The 18,626-nt window shown below is 60.9% G+C and carries 14 protein-coding genes; 4 read left to right on the top strand and 10 right to left on the bottom strand.

Going from position 1 to position 18,626, the window contains the following annotated elements; translation table 11 throughout:
- Window positions 1-540: 540 nt before the first annotated feature.
- The 3 genes from ACSFA8_RS22625 to ACSFA8_RS22615 form a co-directional block, all read right to left on the bottom strand.
- On the bottom strand, window positions 541-1,569 hold the full coding sequence (locus ACSFA8_RS22625) for a tyrosine-type recombinase/integrase (protein ID WP_435481730.1): 1,029 nt from the start codon (window positions 1,567-1,569) through the stop codon (window positions 541-543).
- 164 nt (window positions 1,570-1,733) lie between these two features.
- Window positions 1,734-2,405 (bottom strand): hypothetical protein, encoded by a 672-nt coding sequence (locus ACSFA8_RS22620; RefSeq protein WP_435481729.1) that lies wholly within the window; start codon window positions 2,403-2,405, stop codon window positions 1,734-1,736.
- On the bottom strand, window positions 2,402-4,846 hold the full coding sequence (locus tag ACSFA8_RS22615; protein WP_435481728.1) for a DNA/RNA non-specific endonuclease: 2,445 nt from the start codon (window positions 4,844-4,846) through the stop codon (window positions 2,402-2,404). Before ACSFA8_RS22615 ends, ACSFA8_RS22620 begins: the two co-directional genes overlap by 4 nt.
- Before the next feature lie 802 nt (window positions 4,847-5,648).
- Here ACSFA8_RS22615 and ACSFA8_RS22610 point away from each other — a divergent pair.
- Window positions 5,649-6,305, top strand: a complete 657-nt coding sequence (locus tag ACSFA8_RS22610) for a hypothetical protein (protein ID WP_435481727.1) — start codon at window positions 5,649-5,651, stop codon at window positions 6,303-6,305.
- Window positions 6,306-6,353: 48 nt separating this feature from the next.
- Window positions 6,354-7,550 (top strand): hypothetical protein, encoded by a 1,197-nt coding sequence (locus ACSFA8_RS22605; RefSeq protein ID WP_435481726.1) that lies wholly within the window; start codon window positions 6,354-6,356, stop codon window positions 7,548-7,550.
- A gap of 405 nt (window positions 7,551-7,955) precedes the next feature.
- Here ACSFA8_RS22605 and ACSFA8_RS22600 read toward each other — a convergent pair whose 3' ends face one another.
- From ACSFA8_RS22600 to ACSFA8_RS22575, 6 genes are all read right to left on the bottom strand, one after another.
- A complete protein-coding gene (locus ACSFA8_RS22600; RefSeq protein ID WP_435481725.1) occupies window positions 7,956-9,785 on the bottom strand; it encodes a sensor histidine kinase in 1,830 nt (609 codons plus the stop codon).
- A gap of 61 nt (window positions 9,786-9,846) precedes the next feature.
- A complete protein-coding gene (locus ACSFA8_RS22595) occupies window positions 9,847-10,539 on the bottom strand; it encodes a response regulator (RefSeq protein ID WP_435481724.1) in 693 nt (230 codons plus the stop codon).
- Window positions 10,536-11,549, bottom strand: a complete 1,014-nt coding sequence (locus tag ACSFA8_RS22590) for an alkaline phosphatase D family protein (RefSeq protein WP_435481723.1) — start codon at window positions 11,547-11,549, stop codon at window positions 10,536-10,538. The genes ACSFA8_RS22595 and ACSFA8_RS22590 overlap by 4 nt, the downstream gene beginning before the upstream one ends.
- Window positions 11,550-11,681: 132 nt before the next feature.
- A complete protein-coding gene (locus tag ACSFA8_RS22585) occupies window positions 11,682-12,584 on the bottom strand; it encodes a peptidoglycan-binding domain-containing protein (protein WP_435481722.1) in 903 nt (300 codons plus the stop codon).
- A 29-nt stretch (window positions 12,585-12,613) separates the two neighbouring features.
- Window positions 12,614-13,666 (bottom strand): hypothetical protein, encoded by a 1,053-nt coding sequence (locus tag ACSFA8_RS22580; RefSeq protein WP_435481721.1) that lies wholly within the window; start codon window positions 13,664-13,666, stop codon window positions 12,614-12,616.
- Entirely contained in the window at window positions 13,663-13,983 is a 321-nt protein-coding gene (locus tag ACSFA8_RS22575) for a hypothetical protein (RefSeq protein WP_435481720.1), read from the bottom strand. Before ACSFA8_RS22575 ends, ACSFA8_RS22580 begins: the two co-directional genes overlap by 4 nt.
- A 319-nt stretch (window positions 13,984-14,302) precedes the next feature.
- On the opposite strand from ACSFA8_RS22575, the gene ACSFA8_RS22570 reads away from it, so the two are divergent.
- Window positions 14,303-15,061: a hypothetical protein gene (locus ACSFA8_RS22570; protein WP_435481719.1), complete on the top strand. Its 759-nt coding sequence runs from the start codon at window positions 14,303-14,305 to the stop codon at window positions 15,059-15,061.
- Window positions 15,003-15,704 (top strand): DUF1353 domain-containing protein, encoded by a 702-nt coding sequence (locus ACSFA8_RS22565; RefSeq protein WP_435481718.1) that lies wholly within the window; start codon window positions 15,003-15,005, stop codon window positions 15,702-15,704. Before ACSFA8_RS22570 ends, ACSFA8_RS22565 begins: the two co-directional genes overlap by 59 nt.
- A gap of 516 nt (window positions 15,705-16,220) precedes the next feature.
- Here ACSFA8_RS22565 and ACSFA8_RS22560 read toward each other — a convergent pair.
- Complete coding sequence (locus ACSFA8_RS22560; RefSeq protein ID WP_435481717.1) at window positions 16,221-18,014, bottom strand: hypothetical protein; 1,794 nt, start codon at window positions 18,012-18,014, stop codon at window positions 16,221-16,223.
- Window positions 18,015-18,626 lie beyond the last annotated feature (612 nt).

Below are 18,626 nucleotides of genomic sequence, written 5' to 3'. Positions count from 1 at the left end.
AGGACGAGGCAATAAATGTGCGAGAGGTCACTGGGCAGAGTGTTCAGGAGTGCATGAGGCGCGACGGACGCGCCTATCGGGCGTTGCGCGATGGCCAGACGGATCCCAGCCAACCTAGGTACGTCATCGGAGAGGAAAATAGTGCGGAAGCAGGCGTGGCGACGATAGGTGAATTATTGCTTTTGCGTTTACGCTTAAAAGTAGCACGAGAATCCGGCCACAGCCATGAGTACGAATTCGAGGGTTCTGGCGAGTGCCCCGATGTTTGGATGCTCGCAGAGTGTTGCTTGCCTGACTTTTCACGCTCCGAGCAGCCTCGGTACGAGCGGGATGCTGCCGCTTATGGTCGGTGCGCGCATGCGATGTGGGTGGCAGGGGTCGTGCGCCGCGTGGTGGGCCGAGCATCGGTACAGCACGGCACACGGGACTGCGGCCGACCAGCAAGAGTCGGCTTTTGCCGTAAACAGACTTCGTAGGCACCTTTGGCGAACGTCGGCAATCAGTCTGAGGCGGTCGTAAGGTTGCTCGCGCTTCACGCCTCTAAACCACGTCCCATGGGCTGCTCACAACACGCTTGTACCGATCCATCACCGCCGGTTCCACGCCCAGCCAGCCCGCCACCTCTTCAGGCGCCGTCCCCCGGCGCAGCTGCCGCAAGGCAAAGGTGTGGCGCAGCCTGAAGGTGCCTCCATCATTGCTGTCCAGTCCCGCCTCCTGAAGGAGCTGGCGCGTTGCCGCGTAATGCGACTGCTTGCTCCAGGGCTTGCCCGTGCGCGTCGACGGGAAAAGCACCTCCCCCGGAATCTGCACCTCCAGGCGAACCACAAGCCAGTGCTGCAGCAGCTCGCCCGCCCAGGGCGCGATCGGCGTCTCCCGTGCAGCCGAATCCCCATGCACCGGAATCGAAACCTTCCAGGGGCACTCGCGCACCCGCCCGCCCCGAGAAATGGGCGACTTGAGCGTCAACGCCCGCACATCCGCCGGCGTCAGCCCGCCGCCAAGATGAAGGCCGACCGCCACCCGGTTGCGCAGCTCCTGCCAGGTGAATGCCACATGCGCATCCCGTCGCGCACCGCTGACTCCCGGGCGAGGGCGCGCATTCGACAGAAACGCGATCAGATGCTTGGCCTCGGCCACTGAGAGGAACTCGGGCAGGGGATCGGCACTGGCCGCCTCGGCGTAGCGCACATGGGGATTGTCAGCAAGCCAGTCCGACGCCGCGGTATTGGGCTCTTCGCCAGTCTGCGCCGCATGGTGACGCAACACCCGATCCACCAGCCGCACCAGCCGCAACGCATGCCGTGGGGTGAGGGAGAGGTCGGCGCTTTTCATGCCGAAGCGGGCCGCCTGGAAGGCCTGCAGATCGGCCACATCCAGCGACGTCAGCGTGACGGCGGGCGACTGGCCCAGACACCAGCCCATGAACCCGCGCCACATCTCCCGGTAGACCTCGATCGATCCCGGCTGGCGCAGCGACTGCGAAGCGCGTTGGTCGGCCAGCCAGCGCTCAAAGGCCTCACGCAACCCAGCCTGGGTGGGAACCTCGTCGAAAAGGGGAAGGGAAGCCATACTAAATATACTAACGCCACCGAAGAGTGTTTGCAATGCGGATTTCGATGCTTAGAAGAAAGTGACGGACGGGGGAATTTGGGAAGGTTAGCTTGTTTGTGCCGTTAGTACATATGCTGTTGCATTTTCTGTCACTGCGATTTGAAGACTGCGAAATGTGTCCCTTAGCATTCACTCCCAGCTTCGGACTTGCTCCGATCCAGCGGGATCACGCCGTCTTGGAGCAACGGCGCGACCATCTTCCGAAAATTGGTCAGGTCTTCCGCTGACGTGGTGCCGGGCATCGAGACCTCCAGCAACGCTCCGCGCGACGTGCTCCACTGTTCGACTTTCACCTTGCCAATCACCGTGCGCGTCATCTTGTTGACGCATCCTTTCGGCGTTGCCTTTAGCGACTCGGGGAACGACAGCGGATGCTTGGCTTCGAGTTCGCAGGATCGGGTGAGTTTGCGCACCACGTCCTTGCGACGTACCGTGACGTCCATTTCTGTCTTGTCCTTGGCGCCGTCCAGCGGGCAAACCCATGAGCCGGGCGACGCCGACACGTCCGCGCGTGTCTTGTAGGTGAGTTCGACCTTGCCGTCCGATCGGGTGCGCATCCTTCCGATGACCACTTCGTTCGGAGAAGGCGTCTGCGTCATATCGAGCTGGAAGTACTGGATCGAGTAGGTATTGACCTCCTGCTTGCCCTTGACTTTCAAGAGCTTGATGACATCGCCGGTCGTGGCGGGGCCGCCTTGAGCCCAGCGGATCGCATATTCCGCCGGCTCGGCCGCGAAAACAGCTGCGGGTGCGAGGAGCAGGGCCAACACGCAGCTGGCGAGCAAGGCGGTCATTTGGATCGCTTCCCGGCGGCAGGTCGCTTTGCCGGTGCGCGCTTGCGTGCGGCCGTGGAACGCGCGGCCTGCTTCGCGGGGCGAGCCCGGGACACCGACGCGTCCTTAGGCGACTCCTCCTGCTCGTCCTCGGCGGCCAACGGAGCCAAGGCCTCCTGGCCCTTGCGAACATCGGCTTGCTGAATTTCCTTGACGAACTTCAGGCCCGTGAGTTGCTCGACATGTGCCACTGTCGTGAAGTGCTCGTTGAGCCGCGCGAGCTCCTCCGGGCTGTTGAAGTTCTCCGCGGACTCGGGCATGCCTCGGGTCAGCTGCTCGAACACGGGACGTTGGTTGGCGATCACCGCTATTGCGCGCAGTTTCGTTTTCTCGACCCAGGCCGCGATCTTCCAGAATTGCATCGGGACCTGCGAATCAAATCGATATGCAGGATCCTTGTCGTCTTCGAAGACCGGTCCTGCAAACACACACACCCGCTGGCGATGCACCACGGCATTGCGCAGGATGTACGTCTCCACCGCACGCCACCGCAACTTGCCCTTGGAGCCTGGCCTGTCCTCTTCGCTTCCCTGGTTAAAGTAACCGAACTGGGGCGCCGCATTCGTGTAGAAGAAGGTGTCCGATTCGGCCGCCAGCGCTTCATCTTCCGTTCCCCAAGCGGGATCTCCCCGCATGATGATGTGACCCTTCTGCAGCATCCGCGCCGTGCGCTGAGTCATCACCGCCGCATATTTTTTCCGTGCTGCCGGCGAGGCGTCGGCAGCTGGATAGGGGGGCTTGGCGAATCCAGGAACCTCCTGGTCTTCATAGAATTCGCGAGTCATCTGCTCGTCAGGCGACACCCGGGCGTCCGGCCGGAAGTCGTCCGACGCCTCCGCTCCGAGTGATTCGACGCCCAAGTCGCTCAGGGTCGGCGTTAGGTTGACTGTCTTGTCCTGGCGATTGACCGCCGCGGAACGGGCCCCATCGATGTTGCAAGCGGTGACGGCCGCCAAGCGACGGTCGCCGTTCATGAAAACCGAAAAGTGGTGGTAGCGCAGCTCGTGGGGGTCATCGTCTTTGACGGCTTGCCGGTTCAAGGCGAGTCGATAGCTCACCCCGTCGAAGGATGGGACAGGTACGATGAAGCCCGGCAGGAAGCCTGGTTCATAGCCACCCCGGTCGCTGAAGTCCACGTCCTCCCAAGCGGCCTTTTTCGCCTCCGCGCCTTCGACGCCGGCGGCGGCACTTGCGACGCTCGCCGTCAGGCCGGCGGGAATATCCTCGGCGAGGCGCCTGCCATCCAGCAATGGCGCTCGCACCGTGATCTCGATCGGGAACACCCAAGATACCGTCCCGTTGGCCTGGGTCAGGCTCACTGCGCCGCCGGACCCGGACACAGTCTCCGCCGCGCGCTTTTCCTGCGGAGGTGACACAGGACCGCCACGTTCGTTCTTCTTCCACAGAACCAGCAGACGCTCCACGGCGCCGCGGTGGGACGCCCCGAACGATTTCGCGTTGCTTCGCAGAAACTTCACGATGGCACTAATGCGGATGCCCTCGTTGACGTCCCTACGCAGCGGCCGACCCTCGGCATCTTTCAGCTCGAGCCAGGGCTCGCCCCAATGATGCAAAGCAATCGGTTCCCAGCGATTGTTGCAGACGGGCGAACCCGAGGATCCCCTCTCAGTGTCTGCCAAGTAGTGCAAGACTTCGTGGGTCTCGTCGCGCGAGACCAGGTTGTTCTCGCGCACGACGACCTGCTTGAGCCCGCCGTTGGGATGTTGGATGATGTTGGCGATCTCGCCCAGCATGTGCTTGTCGGCCGCGTCTGAAAGCGGCATATAGCCGAATTCGGCCATGTCCTTGCTGCCGCTCATGCGCCGGCCGAGAGCGATCAACGTGAAGTCGAGGCCGTCGACCGGATGGGTGACAAAGCACGCCGCGGGGTCGAACGCGAAGCAGGTGACGGGCAGCGCGCCGCCGGCATCCGCCGCCTCGTAGTCGAACTCCACGTGCATCAGTGCCGCCTGAGCAGGTGTGGAGATCACATGATGGTTGGTCAGGAAGACGCCGGGTGCCACCAAGAAGCCGCTGCCTTGCGCGCGACCCGAACGGAAGGCGATGCGGCCCACGGCATTGGCCGCGATGCGGCCCTTGGCGAGAAACTCCACCCCCACCAGGTCGATAGTCGGGCCCTGGAACGCCTCGGAGCCGGCGGCGGATCGACTCTTGTCGATGGAGGTGGCATTGCGCTCGATCATGTCCGCGACGGCCTTGGCATCGCGCATCGGCATGTTGGTCTTCGCGGCGATCCGGCGCACCCGCCGTTCTGGCGAGGTCTCGGCGCCCAGCGGGTTGCCCGCATTGATCTGAACCAGTGAACGCTGGATCTGATGGGTCTGCGCCAGGACGCGCTGGCGCACCAGTTGCCGGAGCTCCTGCAGGCCCGCATCGTCCACGAACTCACCCCCATCCACCGGACTTCTAGTCACCATGGCTTCCCCCGGAAGTAAAAATACACGCCTTGTTCGCTGGAAGGTTCTGGGGAGGTCAGGCCCATCTACCCCCTCGTTGACGCCACAACTGGATCGAAGTTGAATCAATACGCATTCGACCGATGGCGCGGGTAGGCGCTACTGCCACACGCACTCTAGCCAACTTTCGCGTGAACTCAATCCCTCTTTCTGGGGTGGTAAGCCTCCGTACTCTGCAGCGCTACAAGGCCCGCGGCTACGCCCCTCGCGCTGTGTACCTTGCCCTCTGGTTCGAGAGTCGGTGGGGGCCGTCAGCGCTGCACGAAGGGAGCGTTCAACGAAGCTGTGCATGCGCGGGCCTGGGTGGCTTCCCTGGAACGGGAATGCGAAAGGCTGCACCGCGTGATTCGGGTGCTGGAGGAGGCGCATGAAAGGCCAGCAGCGAATCTGGGGGTTTATCGCGCCTGTAGGCGAGCCTGGTTCAGGCGCCAGCTTTGCGGCAGCGATTGCGGTCGGTCGTGCCGCGCTAGCGACGGCCTACTATCGCAGAAGCGGTCTTTCAATGCGGTGAGGCGCACCGCGCAAATCAGGATCAAGCGCAAGGTGAAACTGGCCCGGGCACTTGCGCAGCAAAACGTGGCCGGCAACGCCGCCACCGCGCAGCGCCCGCAGCGAACGCGCCGCGCAGCGTCGTTGGTTGTGTAGTGTGGGTGTATTGGTTACGCTCAGCCGCTATTTACACCGCGAGGCCGCTTCTGGTCCGGCGGGACCCTGCAGGAGCGTGCTCATGTCGGCAATCCGGACCTTTTCTGTGGCTTTGCTGCTTGCCCATCTTGCCTGTTCGGCCACGGCGCAGCCGCAGTTAACGTGGGAGGTCGTGAACCGCTTTCCCCTCCTGAAGGACGAGGCGTTCGACCGCATTCAAGCAGCATGGGATGCCGGAGGCCATGAGTCCATGGTGTCTTATATGACCGAGCGCCTGACAGCCAAGAGCCAGCGGACAATTCCAAAAGAGGAGTTTTTCCTCGTCGACCCGAACAAGGAGACGCACCAGACCGCGAGTTTGTTCGCCGACGATGCGCGCATCGTTGTGGTCCTCGAGTTGAAGGGCGCAAGCGGACCTTGTACCTGGGAACTCCCGTCATCTGGCACAGCGAGTGCGGGTGCCTGCAAGGCAGAGATCCGCCTCCCATACGGAGCCAGCGCAGCGGCGGCTGTCACGAGCGGCGGTCAGAGATTTGATGCAACTGTGAGACCGAGCAACATCGTCCTCGTCTCGATGGGCGACTCGTTTTCATCCGTCGAGGGAAGCCCAGACAGGGCCGCGCTCTACTCCGATCACACGGAGACACCTGTGTGGAATGACTGGTTCATTAGGGCGCCTGGACCCTATGCCAGGCCTGTGTGGTGGGATTCGCCGTGCCATCGTTCTTTGCTTTCCTAGTCTGTGCTGGCCCCTCTGAAAATTGCGCTTACGCACAAGCAAGCCACCGTGCGCCTCGTCAATGTTTCTTGTTCTGGCGCCGAGTTCATGGACGGGATATTTCTGGCCCAGCAAAGGCGCGTCATTCCGTCCGACCAGGATGCGCTTGACTGGCAGAGAGATGGTTTAGCCGGGCGCACGTCCTATGGCAACCACTACCTCAAGAAATCGCAGGTCAACTTGGTTCGCGATGTCTTGTGCGCCACGGAGGAGGGGACCGAGCCCATCTCGAAGCTTCCGGAGAAGGGCGTGGCCGTTCAGCGAAAGTGCTCCAACCGAAAAGCGGACCCTTCGGCGCTTTTGTTCACCGGGGGTGGGAACGATGTCAAGTTCGCCGGTGCTGTGACCGGGCTCCTTGTCCCAGATCGGACCGTCTCTGGGCGTTCGGTTCCAGAGTGGGTGCTGCGATTGGTGCGAGACAAAATTGGAGCGATCCTGGTGCGGCAACTCGGCGACGGCGCAAAGGAGCTTGAAAAGGACTATGGCACCTTGATCGCTGCGGCTGCTGAAGGCGCATTGGTTCGACCAGATCAGGTGCTCCTGGTCAGATACCCAGACCCGCTCGGAGGCGCCGATTCATCCGCCAAGAACGGATTCCGATGTACGGGTCCGCTCCAGCAGGCGCGCTTCGTGAACTCCTATATGTCCTTTGGACCGACCGCGCGAGAGGTATCGAAATCATCGCCGATCCGTCTCTGGCGGAGCAAAATAAACTGGGCCTCCTGGATTGGCGACAAAGAGGTGGTCGACTTCGGGGCATATTCATTTCCCGCTGTGCAAAGCATGCTCTCGAATTCAGGGGTGAAAACGGTTGCCTGGGAAGCCTCAAATACAAAGCTATTCGCAAAACGCGTCATCTGCGCTCCCGTCGCCAGTTTAGAGGTGCCCTCGGTTCCGACATTTTTCTACAACGACAACAAGAACGAGTGCGCCATGCCGTTCCCCAGACAGCGAACGCTGAAGGAGATTCAGTTCGAAGCGCCTGGGAGGATGATGGTGAACAGCTCCAACGACTCCATGCTCAACCTGCGCTCGTGGGGTGGCGACAAGGAGCCGACAGACGGCGAGTTACTCGTCGCCGCCGGAGGCACCGTCCACCCGACACACGAGGCCTACGCACTAGCCGCCGACTCGGCCTACGACGGTCTATGCCAAATTCTCAGGGTCGCACACGACGTGTGTGCAGACAATCTTCCGAGGAAATAGGTCGCATCACACCCACCGCGGGATGTTGGTTTGCGAAGTTCCAATGACCAAGAAGTCGCACCGTGGTGTGTGATTTTCTTTCGGGCCAAGGCGATCCCCCGCCCACGGAGTCATTTCTAATTCCGCTAGCCCCGATCTCGAACTGATCCCGCCTACGTAACAGCCCTCAAGGTGCTGTGCCGACCACAACGGTGATGTCATGCGACGGTGCGAAGGGGAGGGCCGTCAGCAGTTTTTCCACCGTCCGCGCCGAAAAGAAGCTCGCAGGGCTCCCCGCCGGCTGCACGCGGGTAGCGGGCTGCTCCAGATTCGCAATCGCGCAATAAGGGCTTGAACGCGACCGACTGTCGCGTTCGAAGCACCTCGGCACCTCGGGCCTTTGCGTTGGCCAAGCGTGCGCCCCTGTCAGCCGGGCGGTCCTTCAGCCATTGGCTCGGGCCATTCCAACATGACCCTTGTGCCGCCCATGTGCGGTCGGATGGCTAGACTTGCACCGATGGTTTGTGCCCGCGCGCGCATGTTGGCTAGGCCATGACCACCGCCTGAAAGCGGAGCATCCTCGCGCATGCCCCGTCCGTTGTCCGTCAGGGTGATGAGGACGTGAGGGGGATCTGATTCGTCTCTCCATTGCGCATGCATGGTGATTCTGGTGGCGCCTGCATGCTTGAGGACATTGGTGAACGCCTCAAGAAGAATGCGTTGCAGCTGCAGCGCCGCCTGCGCGTTGAGCATTGCGATGGATGGCATCAAGGCGACATCCCAGACCAGTTCGATGCCTGCGGCGTCCAACCTCGGCTGGACGCGGTACCGCAGCGTCGCCAGCACTGTCGTCAGATCATCCTGAGTCGGTTGGAGCGAATCGACGGCCATTCGCATTTCGTCCAGAGCCTGATTGACGTGCTGTTGGACTACCTCCCGATCAGGTGATGGGTGCGCTACAACGTTGAGCAGCCCGACAAGTTGGGACCCGACCCCATCATGGATCTCGCGCATGATTCTCTGGCGCTCGAGCAGCACTGCCTGTTCTTCCTGCTTGATCCGGAGTTCCTCGAAAGCGCCGCGCAGCTGTGCCTCGCGCTCGGCGACAACGTTCGCGAGATTGGCGTTGAGCGCCCTGTAGTCGGCCACAGCACGGCTGTAGCGCTCCACGACAAGCCCAGCCAGTATCACGACAAAGAAGAACATCGCATGGGGTGTTAGCGTAAAGCTCGCACCTCCAAGGAGCCCCATGCGCACCAGGATCAGATCATGCGCTCCTGCGATGATCGCCAGAGTCCCCGCTGTCAGAAGGACCCACGCGATCGGTTGGCGCGCGATGAATGCCTGCCGCAGGACGATGGGCCAGCATGCCATGGCGGTCAGCTGGAGCAGAGCCAGCCCAGCAGTCCACAGCATCGGATGGGACCATAGGAAGGAGGTGCACGCCATGACCACCGCGGCTCCCAAGACCCCATACAAGCCCTTTACAAACCATGGCGGGCTTCGGTCGAGCACGAGCAAGACGAAGCGTGCAATCAACGCGATATGACATGCATAACAGACCGCGACGATCGCACCCCACCAGGGCCATGGCAGCGGCACTTCCACCATCGCCCGATCCAGGTTCCGCGTCACCCCGGTCAGAGCTGCGAGGCTGAAGCAGCCGTACAGCGTGTCGCGTTGCCGGAGCCATAGCCCGGCGGCTAAGCCTCCCATCAACAAAAGGCTCACTGCATACACCAATGCTGACGTATGGCGCCAGCGCTGCTGAGCTTGCTGTACTCGCGCGAGCGCAGACTCGCGGCCAAACTGAACGCTCGCGAGACCACCACCGCGCTGACGCTGCGCTGTGACCAAGACCGTTAATTCCTGAGCCCGACCGGGCCGAGAGAGCGCAGGGGGCAGGACGAGGAGATGACCTGCCTTTGCGGCGTCATAGTGCGGGTCCCTTGGCGCGCCCAAGCGCGCGAGAGGGACGCCATTGAATATCACGGTGGCCTGGTTCCCGAGCCCAGAAATCAGTAGCGCCTCCACCTCGTCGGTGGGCTGCGGAGGTAGAGACATCCGTAAACTCACGCTGCCGCCATGGCCGGGATATTCGTGGTCCCAGCGAAATGGCAGGCTTACCGTGCGAGTCTGCGGTGCAAGGCCGTCGGGCCGCGCGGTGATCTCCGCGGATGTGACCGCGTGCTCGTGCTGCGCGGCAGCGCAAGGGATCGAGGCGGCAAGCGCCGCAATCGACGCCAGTGCGATCAATGCACCAACGCGAGTACCCCTAACGACAGCCGCGGCCTCCCGTTCCTGCGAGGCGAGCGCCTCAGGGGAGCCAGCCGAGGTTACGAGCCTCAAACACCGCTTCGGACTTGTTGTGGACATCCAGCTTCCCGTAGATATTGCGGATGTGCGTTTGTACCGTGCTTGCGGAAATGCCCATGCGACCGGCCACCTCGATGTAAGTGAAGCCGCGGGAAACGAGGTCGAGCACTTCGAACTCCCGTGGCGAGAGTTTCTCAGCGACCGTACTGTGGGCTGTCGTGCGGCTCGCCCCTGCACCCGCTGGCTCTGACGATGGCTTGTCCAGCCCCTGGGCCTGCCAACGCCTCAGCAGCTGCCTAGCGATCACTGGCGACATCGGCGAACCGCCGGCACGCAGGTGGCGTATGTGCACTGCTAGGTCTGCCTCCGTTCCATCCTTGAGCAAATAGCCACTTGCCCCGGCCTCGAAGGCCTGCACCATGTTAGCTTCATCGCCAAAGATGGACAGCACCATGACGGCGCAGGCCGGCTGCGAACGGCGGCATTGCCGGATCACTTCGAGCCCGGGGCGGTCGGGCAGCCCCAGATCGACCAAAAGGACGTTGATGGGGTTATCGATCAACCACGTCAAAATTTCGGCGGCAGTCGCCGCGGCAAAGGCCAAGTTCAAAGAGGCATCAGCCTGGATTACGCGCGCCACGCGTTCACGCGTGCCGATGTCGTCTTCAACCAAGGCGACTTGCGTACGCGTCATGCTGCCATTGGAAGGCGCAAGACCGCTTCGTGCACTGGAACTGGCGCGCCGGGTGTCCATTGCCAAGTATTGCGGTCGATAGTGCGCTCGTACTGCGCCTCGCCAGACTGGAAAAGTTGAATCTGGATTCTGTCGGCGTCGATCTGAAGCAGGCCCCAGTTGCGACGCGGTGTTCCAGTGACCATCTTTGAGTAGATGGCCGCCCCCGAGGAGGTGGCTTCGTAGAAGAAGCGGTCACCCTCGTTGGGGTAACGCGTAAGCGCGTTCTCATGGACATCGCCGCTGATCATGAGAATGCGGTACTTGTGTCTGAGCGCCAGAAGGCGGGCGTGCTCGACACTGCAATCGGCCCAGCACTCCGCTCGGGGACGCTCAAACATGACGCCTGATGCCAGCAGATGGACCGTTTCCGGAATGGCATCTTCGCAGGCAAGTTCGAAGGCGTCCAGCTGTGCCTTTCCCATCAACGCTTCTCGGCCGAGTCGGGATTTGTAGCTTCTGCCGTCGGTCAAGTGAAGGAGCACATCATCGGCCAGCCGGACGTTGCTGTAACCGGGCTCGGGCACCGTGTCGCTCCAAGGCGGCAAGTTCACCGGGAGACTGTCTGCCGCGATACGCTCTTCAAGCGCCTTCCTGAACATCGCAAAAACGGCGCGCGTGGGCGCCAAGAGATCACTGTACTGAGGCTGACCTTGAATCTGGCCGCCACAGGCGTCGTTCCAGAGAAAGTCGTGGTCATCCCAGATCGCATGGGTGCGCAGCGTAGGCGTGCGAACCAATGCCGCGAAGTTCGCCTGCGTGAGCTGTGTGCGCAGCCGCTCATATGCATGCGTAGCGAACCCATGTGCCGTCATCGACTGCACCTTTGCCATACTAGAGTATTGGACGTCGTAGTAGGCGGAATCGCCCAAGAGCACCAGTTCGTCACAGCCTGCGGCTGTAATCTCGTCCCACACAGGTTGGACAGGGAAACTATAGACGCTCATGCAGGAGGTAAAGGCGAGGCGCATATGAACTCCGAAGATTGAAGGTGCAGACTTTGCTGAATTTGAACTGGGTTTGGTCGCTCGGGAATCTGTAACGCAGAGGGCCATGTGGCTTTGGCTGGGCCGCCTGACATGAACATGCTCATGCCCGTGCCTTCAGTTCGACAGCAAGCCGAGTGCTGTACGTGTTTGGCTACCCACTTCGCCGTCAGACACCAGCCCGCTTCGCCTTTGGAAGACGCCGACCGCATGCGCGGTTTGGGGGCCGAAGATTCCGTCGATTTCCCCAACCATGAGGCCGTGCTCGAGCAGGCGCTGCTGAAGGTCGCGCACCCTGCCGCCTTCCATCAAGGGAGTGGTCAGCCGAAGGGTACCCTCCAGAACAGGCTTGAGATCAATGAGCTCATCCGAGCGCGTGTAGCGGATGCCCGGCACCAGAATTCCGCAGTCCCAGCGCCGATCGCTCAGGGTGCCAGCAATAACGCCGCGCAGTCTACTGTGGGCCTCTATAGTTCCGCCGCGCCCGTCGGACAGGACGATGTGGCCAATCTGCCCGCCCATCGGCCGGCGCAGCACCACGGCACCTGGAATGCCGGCGGCATCGCGCCAATCGATGAGGCTTCCTTCCATGCTGCGCGCCTGCTGGAGCCAGAACCCTGTATATGCGTCGGCCAACATCGGATCCGTGCGCGGTTCGGTGCCGAAAAGAATCTTGCTTTCCTGGTAGACGCACCATGAGACGAACTCGGCGCAGTCCCACGGACCAGACCAGCCTGCATTGCCCATCGGCGCCCTCGCGCCGAGCACATATTTCTCACCGATGTGGTGAATTGCGAGGGACAGCACTTCCGCTCCAGAAACGCCTGCGAAGGGCGGGGGCGGAACGATCATGCTGGCCGTTCGGCGACGCGCAGTGGCCCCCGCAAGGCCTCTGAAAGCGCGCAGATCCTCGCCTTCTTCCAACTCCTCTCCTTCATGGAGTTCTTCGCCTTCGCGCAATTCGCCGCCCTCAAAAAGAGCGTGCTTGTGCGCCTCAGATGGGAGTTTTCTTCCAGCCATGGCACGTCTCGCTTTGTTGATTCATGGGGCTACTTAACTGCCTCGGCCACTGCGACAGGCGCTGCACTCTCGGGAACCGCCGCGACCGCGCCGCCCGGCGCGGGTGTATCCGTCGGGACGGGCACCTTGGCGATCGCTGCGCCGATGCTCTGACCGAGGTTGCGTGCGGCGACGCCGGTCGCGAAGTAGCGGTGGAGCCCGAAGCCGAGCCGCGTGGTTTGTGTGTTCGTCTTGAACTGGCCCAGTACGGAGAGGACGTCGAGCGACGGTTCACCGTCATCGGCTCCGGTGCGGCCGGTGATTCGCACGACCTTGTTGCCTGCACCTTGAGCATAGACGGGTATCAACGCGAGATTGCGGTTGTTGTAGCCGAGGCTAAACTGAAGACCCTGTTGCGCCAGCGAACCGCCGATGTCGATGCCTACGACGTCGGTGCGCAGAAAGAGCAAGGGCGACTGGTAGGGTCGATCGCTCGCCGCGACCGGGCTCTCCATCTCCCGCTTTGCTGGCTCGACCATCCGGATCGGCCTGTCGGCGAGAGCCGACGCCACCTTGTCCGCTGCACTGTTTGCGGCTCGGGCTGCGTTGGTCGCCGAAGCGGCCGCAGCGTCGGCGGAGGCGGCCGACTGCAACGCTACAGTGGCGGCCGTCCGAGTGCATCCGGGGTCGGCATTCTCGCGGCAGACATAGCCCATCGTCAGGGACTGCGCCGCCAGGCCGGTGGAGAACACTTGGCCCAGACGCACCGTAGATTGCTGCGGGGCGCCGGATACAGGCGCGGCGCTTTCAAATGAAGCAAAAACCGACATCGCGTCGACCCTATCGCCGTTATCAGCTTGAGCTTGCGCGTGTCCTTTGAGCAATCTGGGCGTACCCGTCTCATCCAATGCCGAAACGGGTACTACCGCGATGCTCTGTGCCTTGAAGCCCAAAGAGATCGATGCTCCCCCAGTGGCCGTATCGTTGCCGAGCCGTACGCCGAACGTTGTTGTGTCGCCGAACATCAATGGTGGATTGGTCACGCTGCAGCCTGCCAACGACAGTGCCAACGCGCCGAAATACCCACGAACAAATATGATCATAGTTTTGTCTCCATTGATGCATCCGTTCGTGTCATCTCCTCGTCTTCAAGCAGACAGACGCCTGCAGAACGCGCTAGATCGCTTCGCATCTTTTCGTCAATCCCGCCCGGTGCCAACCACACCACGGCGCGGCAGCCGTTGCCAATCAATGCCCATCGCTGACGCGTATAGCCGATGCTCCAACCGAGCGGCGCGGCGACCATGCCGATACCAGAAAGGGATCCGGCAATTGCCTGTTGGGGATTCCCCAGTTGGACATGCAAGATCCCGATCTGTCGACTGGTGCGAACGTCTCCTCCCTCTTCTTTGATGTGCACTGTGACGCAGCCAGCTGTACCAGCGACGAGTGCTGCGTAGATGACTCGTGATGCGCAAGAAGCGGGCCGCCTGACATTCCCCGAAGCACACTTCAGTCTGCCCCCAGGGCAACCCGAAATGTCCTGCCCGATCGACCAATCGCCTACGTTCATTCGGCCCATGTTCATTTGGAGCTGCTCCGTGAAAACGTTTGAGCAATCGTCTACCGTTCTCCTGCATTCGGCATCACACAAAATGACTAGGCCGCCCGGTGGCCTATCGACGTCGTGCCCGTTGGGTTCAGGCACTGCGGTAGGCACATCACGATGGACGACGGTCGTGTCGATCGCCGGCAAGCTCAGCAGCACACCACCGACCTTGTTGACCTGGGGTCGGCAACATGAGCGCGACACAGGGGCGCAACGCGAGGGTTTGATTCAGGTTGTTGAGCGCGCGCAGCGCAACGCAGACCTGGGCCGGGCTGGCGATCCGGCATCCAGGTCTATGGCGCTGACAAGGTCAAGAGTCAGCTCCCGCATGGAAGTGCGGGTAGCACGCCGCATCGGGGGGCGCCTGATGCAGCGCCAGGGCCTGCGTGGGGTGGCGCGCGGCAAGGCCGTACAAACCACGATCGACTATGCCAGGGGAACATGTCCGCCAACCGTGGTCAGCCAGCAGTTCGGCACCCAGCGCCCGAACCAACCGTGGATCAGCGATTTCACCCACATCGTGAGCTGGCAGCGTTGGCAGTACGTGGCCTTTGTAATCGACGTGTTCGCCCGGCGTAGTGCGGGCTGGTGGCTCAGAACTTTGATGGGTACGGACATCGTGCACGATCCCCTCGAAAAGGCCCTGAATGCCTGCCCACCCGAGCGCCACGATGCGCTCTTTGTCACTCGGATTGAAGCTCACGTCGGCCGGACGGAGGCCGGCATCGAGCCTGTCGTGCGCAGCAAAAGCGGCAGCTCCGACAACGCCTTTCTGAGATTCCTAGTGGCTTTCACAAGAATTGTCATGGCCGTGGGGGACCAAGGAGTCGATGGAACTGGCCACGCCCGGATGGGTGTTCTCGTTCAACGCCCGATGCTCCAGCGTTGACGGCGCCTCAATCCCGCAGGCCTTTTGGTCGATCATCAGAGGGCCTTTCGAAGGTTCATATATCAATGCATCTGTAATCCACGACCACTACTGCACGACCAAGGAGCGTACGGCACATGACACGCATCGAAACTTCTACAATGGAATGCGCTCCGCAAACGTTCCGGAATGGAAGGCTACGCTCATGCATTGGGCGGTGGCGACCTTCGGACCGTCCTGGACGCTGGAGCGGCGCATCGTGATCGAACAGTCGTGCACCGCTGTCGTTCCTGGAGTGCCAGCAACCTGCACATCAATTCCCAGATCCATCGTTCGAGTGGATCTATCCGACCCCGAGGTCTTGGCAGCCGCCGTCAGCAAAACTAACGCGGTGGCCCGAACGCTTCTGACCACGGATGCAAAAGTTCTGGATGTGACGTCAAAGGGGCACATTCCAGCCACGTTCGATGGCATCGAAGCCAGTGCGAACACTTACCGAAAGATATTCCTCGCGAAGGACTTCACGAGTTCTCCCGAGCAGCTCGGCCTACTATCGCAGACTAGTGGCACATCGCTGGCCGATATCAAGCCGTTTGATCAACAACCGCGTACCAAAGTTGGCGGAGCTACTCGTTCTAACCACCGAATCGCTGCCTCAGGTTGAACGCGACGCGCCATTCAAACTCGATCCGCGAAGCCGGCCTCTAATTCAAGATCGGCTCGATCTCAGGAAGCTTCAGTCAATCACTCCAATAAGGCAATAGATAATCTAGATACGGATCGTGCTGAATTCATGCGCCCGTTACACCTTCGTCCTATATCAACGCATCCGATTTGAGGTAGGCACTCGCCTGCCATGCCCCTCAGGATACGCCTGTGTAGTTTAATGAAGCTCGCGAAGGCCCAACTCGGTTTGTACGAAGGGCAACTGCGTCAGCCGGCTCGTGGCGTCGTTGATGTGACCTGTGCTCCCTCCCAGCCGTACCAACGTAAACGAAGCGAGATCCGTCAGCTTGGAGAATGACGGCTATGGGAAAGACCAGATCTACCCAAGAAAGTCACCGGTTTCATCCGGGGGAAACACCGGGTGTTGCACCGACTACGGGCAAACTGCCGCGAAGACCACACCATTGGCACTCCGCAGGCGGTTCTCTCATGGAAATCGCAAACATAGCGCGGGCTATGGGCTCGGCTTCTGCGATGTAAACGCACTGACGACGCGGTTCATGAACTCGAAGACAATCTCGACCCCGTAACCGGCGATGAACGCCACAACCCATGCTGGTACATTCTTCAAATCGGTACTGACCACCTCAGGGCGTAGCATCCAAGCCGAAACTAGGCCGGCCAGCCCCCCTGTGCCCAGCCGAATTGCATGCTGGATAGCAGACCCATGAGCGAGTGCGTTCTTGGCGAGCAAGTCAGCAAGGTTGCGCAAAATGAACGCGTAAGCTCCAAGGAATCCGAGAAGCATCGGCAGGAAAATTTCGCTCATCCGAGCAGCTATTGCCCTTGCAGCGTTGACCTTGAATATGTCTGTCTTCTCCTTCGCGCCACGCGCAACGCTGTCCAGCTCGGAGCACATGTTCCAGTAGAAAAACGTAGTCCATCCCTTGCAAGGTATCTGCGTCCAGAGCCAGAGCCGCTCAGGCGCCTCCTTGTACTCCTTCTCCGCCTGTTCGAATAGGAGCGAGCTACTTCTTGCCGCTTGGTCGGCCTCATCGAAGCTCTTCTGAGCAACTTCGTAAGTCGCGACGCTCTTTGGGTCAGTCTGCAAGTCTGCCTTGGCCTTTCCCAGTGCCTCCTGCCGAAGGATTTTCAAGGCATCCTTCGCCGGCCCCTCTGCCTTCAGCTTTCTTAATTGCTCCTCAAGTTCCGCGTAACGGCCTAAAGCTGTGTTTCCAACTGAGTAGTAGCCCATTGCAGAGGCAGCTCCCAGCAGCACGAGGCTGAACACGATGATGTGAAGAAATCGACCGAGAGTTAGCCTTCTGAATGCCGCAGCAAAGGCAGCTCTGTTCGCCCAAAAGTCGAAGAAGTGCGGAAGTCTGGTCTTCGATGCGTCCAGCGTTTCCGCCGTGACCGGACTGAGTGCTATTGTCAATTCTTCGTATGCTTTCACCAAAGCCTGCTCGTCCGCAATGGTGCCCATTCCAGTCTCGATAAGTTCGGCCGTCTTCGTCAGGGGGTCACGAGTCTCGCTGCCTATCTTCTTCCCGTTTGCAGCGGCGAAGGCCAGTAACTCGCGGGCTGCCTCAATCTGGGGGCGAAGTCGCTCTCGCCTACTTTGATCCAAGCGAATTTGCTCCGCAGCCGATGAAAGGGCCGGCTCGGCGCTGTCGAGTGCGCTATAGAAGGCCTGTTCGGTTGCAACTGTTATGTTGCCGCTTTCCAGTGCCTCTATTGCCTGAAAGAGTGGGGCTCTCAGCACACGCTCAACCGAGCCGCCCCGTGCTGCCGTCAATCCGAGGGTTTCTCGCACGCTGACAACTTTCAGCAGCAGTCGGGCGCGTCGTTCGCCTTTCAGCAGTAGTTGCTCGATGGGCTCTTGGAGCTCTCTCTCAAGGTCGTTGACCCCAGCGTAAAACGCTTGCTCCTCTGTTGCGGTTGCGCTTCCCGCCTCAATTGCTTCCGCCGCCTGAAGAATACGTTGGCGCGTGGCGAGCTGTACTGCGAGTCCATCCGATGCGGCAAAGCCTAGCGCACCGCGAGCACTGGTGATTCGCTGCTGGAGCTGCGCACGGCGCTCCCGCTCAACTCGAATCTGTTTAGCGGGTGCACTCACCACCCTTTCAGCCTTCTCAAGTGCGTCGTAAAAGGGTTGTCTTAGCGATACCTTCTTCCTCAAGCCACCGGCATTCTTGCGCGCGCTCCGCAGGGCCGATTCGACGACCTGGGGTAGCACGAGGCGACGGCGCGCTGCTTCATCGACCAAGAGCTCTCCGTCGAGGATGAGCGCGTCGATTGCGTCCATGAATCCCTCCAGCCTTATCTATCTAAAGCGGAAATCGGCGGCCCGATTGTCGAGTCATTGAATTAACTTTGTCAACAGACTCCCGCTTCGACTGCAGTCTGGATGCATTCGCAAGAGTACCTTGTGACAATCGCGAGATCGGCCAATCACATTGAATGTTGTCGTTCTCATCCGCCTTCTCCTACGCATTGGTCGTGAACGTGAAACCAGGCACCTTGTTTGGTGCATGAATGGGACGAGGCTGACTTGATCCGCCCTAGTTCCCCGCACGGTTGAGCCCAAGGCGCGAGCGTTCGAGCTTGCGAGTGGAGCCGGCAAGTGAGAAATCGCGGTCGGAGGTGCAAACGGCTCGCGCGACAGCGAGCCGGACCTAAAGATGCCGCCGCCGTGCGCAGGCCGCACGTCGCCAGCCCCCATCCGGAGGAGGAAAGCGCATCGCAAAAGCCAAAGAATGCAGTTGGTGCCACATCTGTTGGGGGCGCGTCCCGATACAAGAGCTCCGTACGCCATTCCGAGCCGCGTGATAAATCTTTCGGAAACACAGTCCACACGGACAACCCCGTAGTCTTTTTGAGGTATTGACGTCCTGATTGTTTCCGGAGAAGCATCCTG

The sequence above is a fragment of the Variovorax nitratireducens genome (genome assembly GCF_051216545.1).
Classification (GTDB): domain Bacteria; phylum Pseudomonadota; class Gammaproteobacteria; order Burkholderiales; family Burkholderiaceae_C; genus Variovorax.
This window is presented reverse-complemented; position numbering and strand designations above follow the sequence as displayed.

Coding starts and splice junctions, on each gene's coding strand:
- ACSFA8_RS22595 (WP_435481724.1), bottom strand. CDS start 10,539: ATGACGCGTACGCAAGTCGCCTTGGTTGAAGACGACATCGGCACGCGT.
- ACSFA8_RS22610 (WP_435481727.1), top strand. CDS start 5,649: ATGTCGGCAATCCGGACCTTTTCTGTGGCTTTGCTGCTTGCCCATCTT.
- ACSFA8_RS22565 (WP_435481718.1), top strand. CDS start 15,003: ATGGAACTGGCCACGCCCGGATGGGTGTTCTCGTTCAACGCCCGATGC.
- ACSFA8_RS22620 (WP_435481729.1), bottom strand. CDS start 2,405: ATGACCGCCTTGCTCGCCAGCTGCGTGTTGGCCCTGCTCCTCGCACCC.
- ACSFA8_RS22590 (WP_435481723.1), bottom strand. CDS start 11,549: ATGCGCCTCGCCTTTACCTCCTGCATGAGCGTCTATAGTTTCCCTGTC.
- ACSFA8_RS22580 (WP_435481721.1), bottom strand. CDS start 13,666: ATGATCATATTTGTTCGTGGGTATTTCGGCGCGTTGGCACTGTCGTTG.
- ACSFA8_RS22585 (WP_435481722.1), bottom strand. CDS start 12,584: ATGGCTGGAAGAAAACTCCCATCTGAGGCGCACAAGCACGCTCTTTTT.
- ACSFA8_RS22625 (WP_435481730.1), bottom strand. CDS start 1,569: ATGGCTTCCCTTCCCCTTTTCGACGAGGTTCCCACCCAGGCTGGGTTG.
- ACSFA8_RS22560 (WP_435481717.1), bottom strand. CDS start 18,014: ATGGACGCAATCGACGCGCTCATCCTCGACGGAGAGCTCTTGGTCGAT.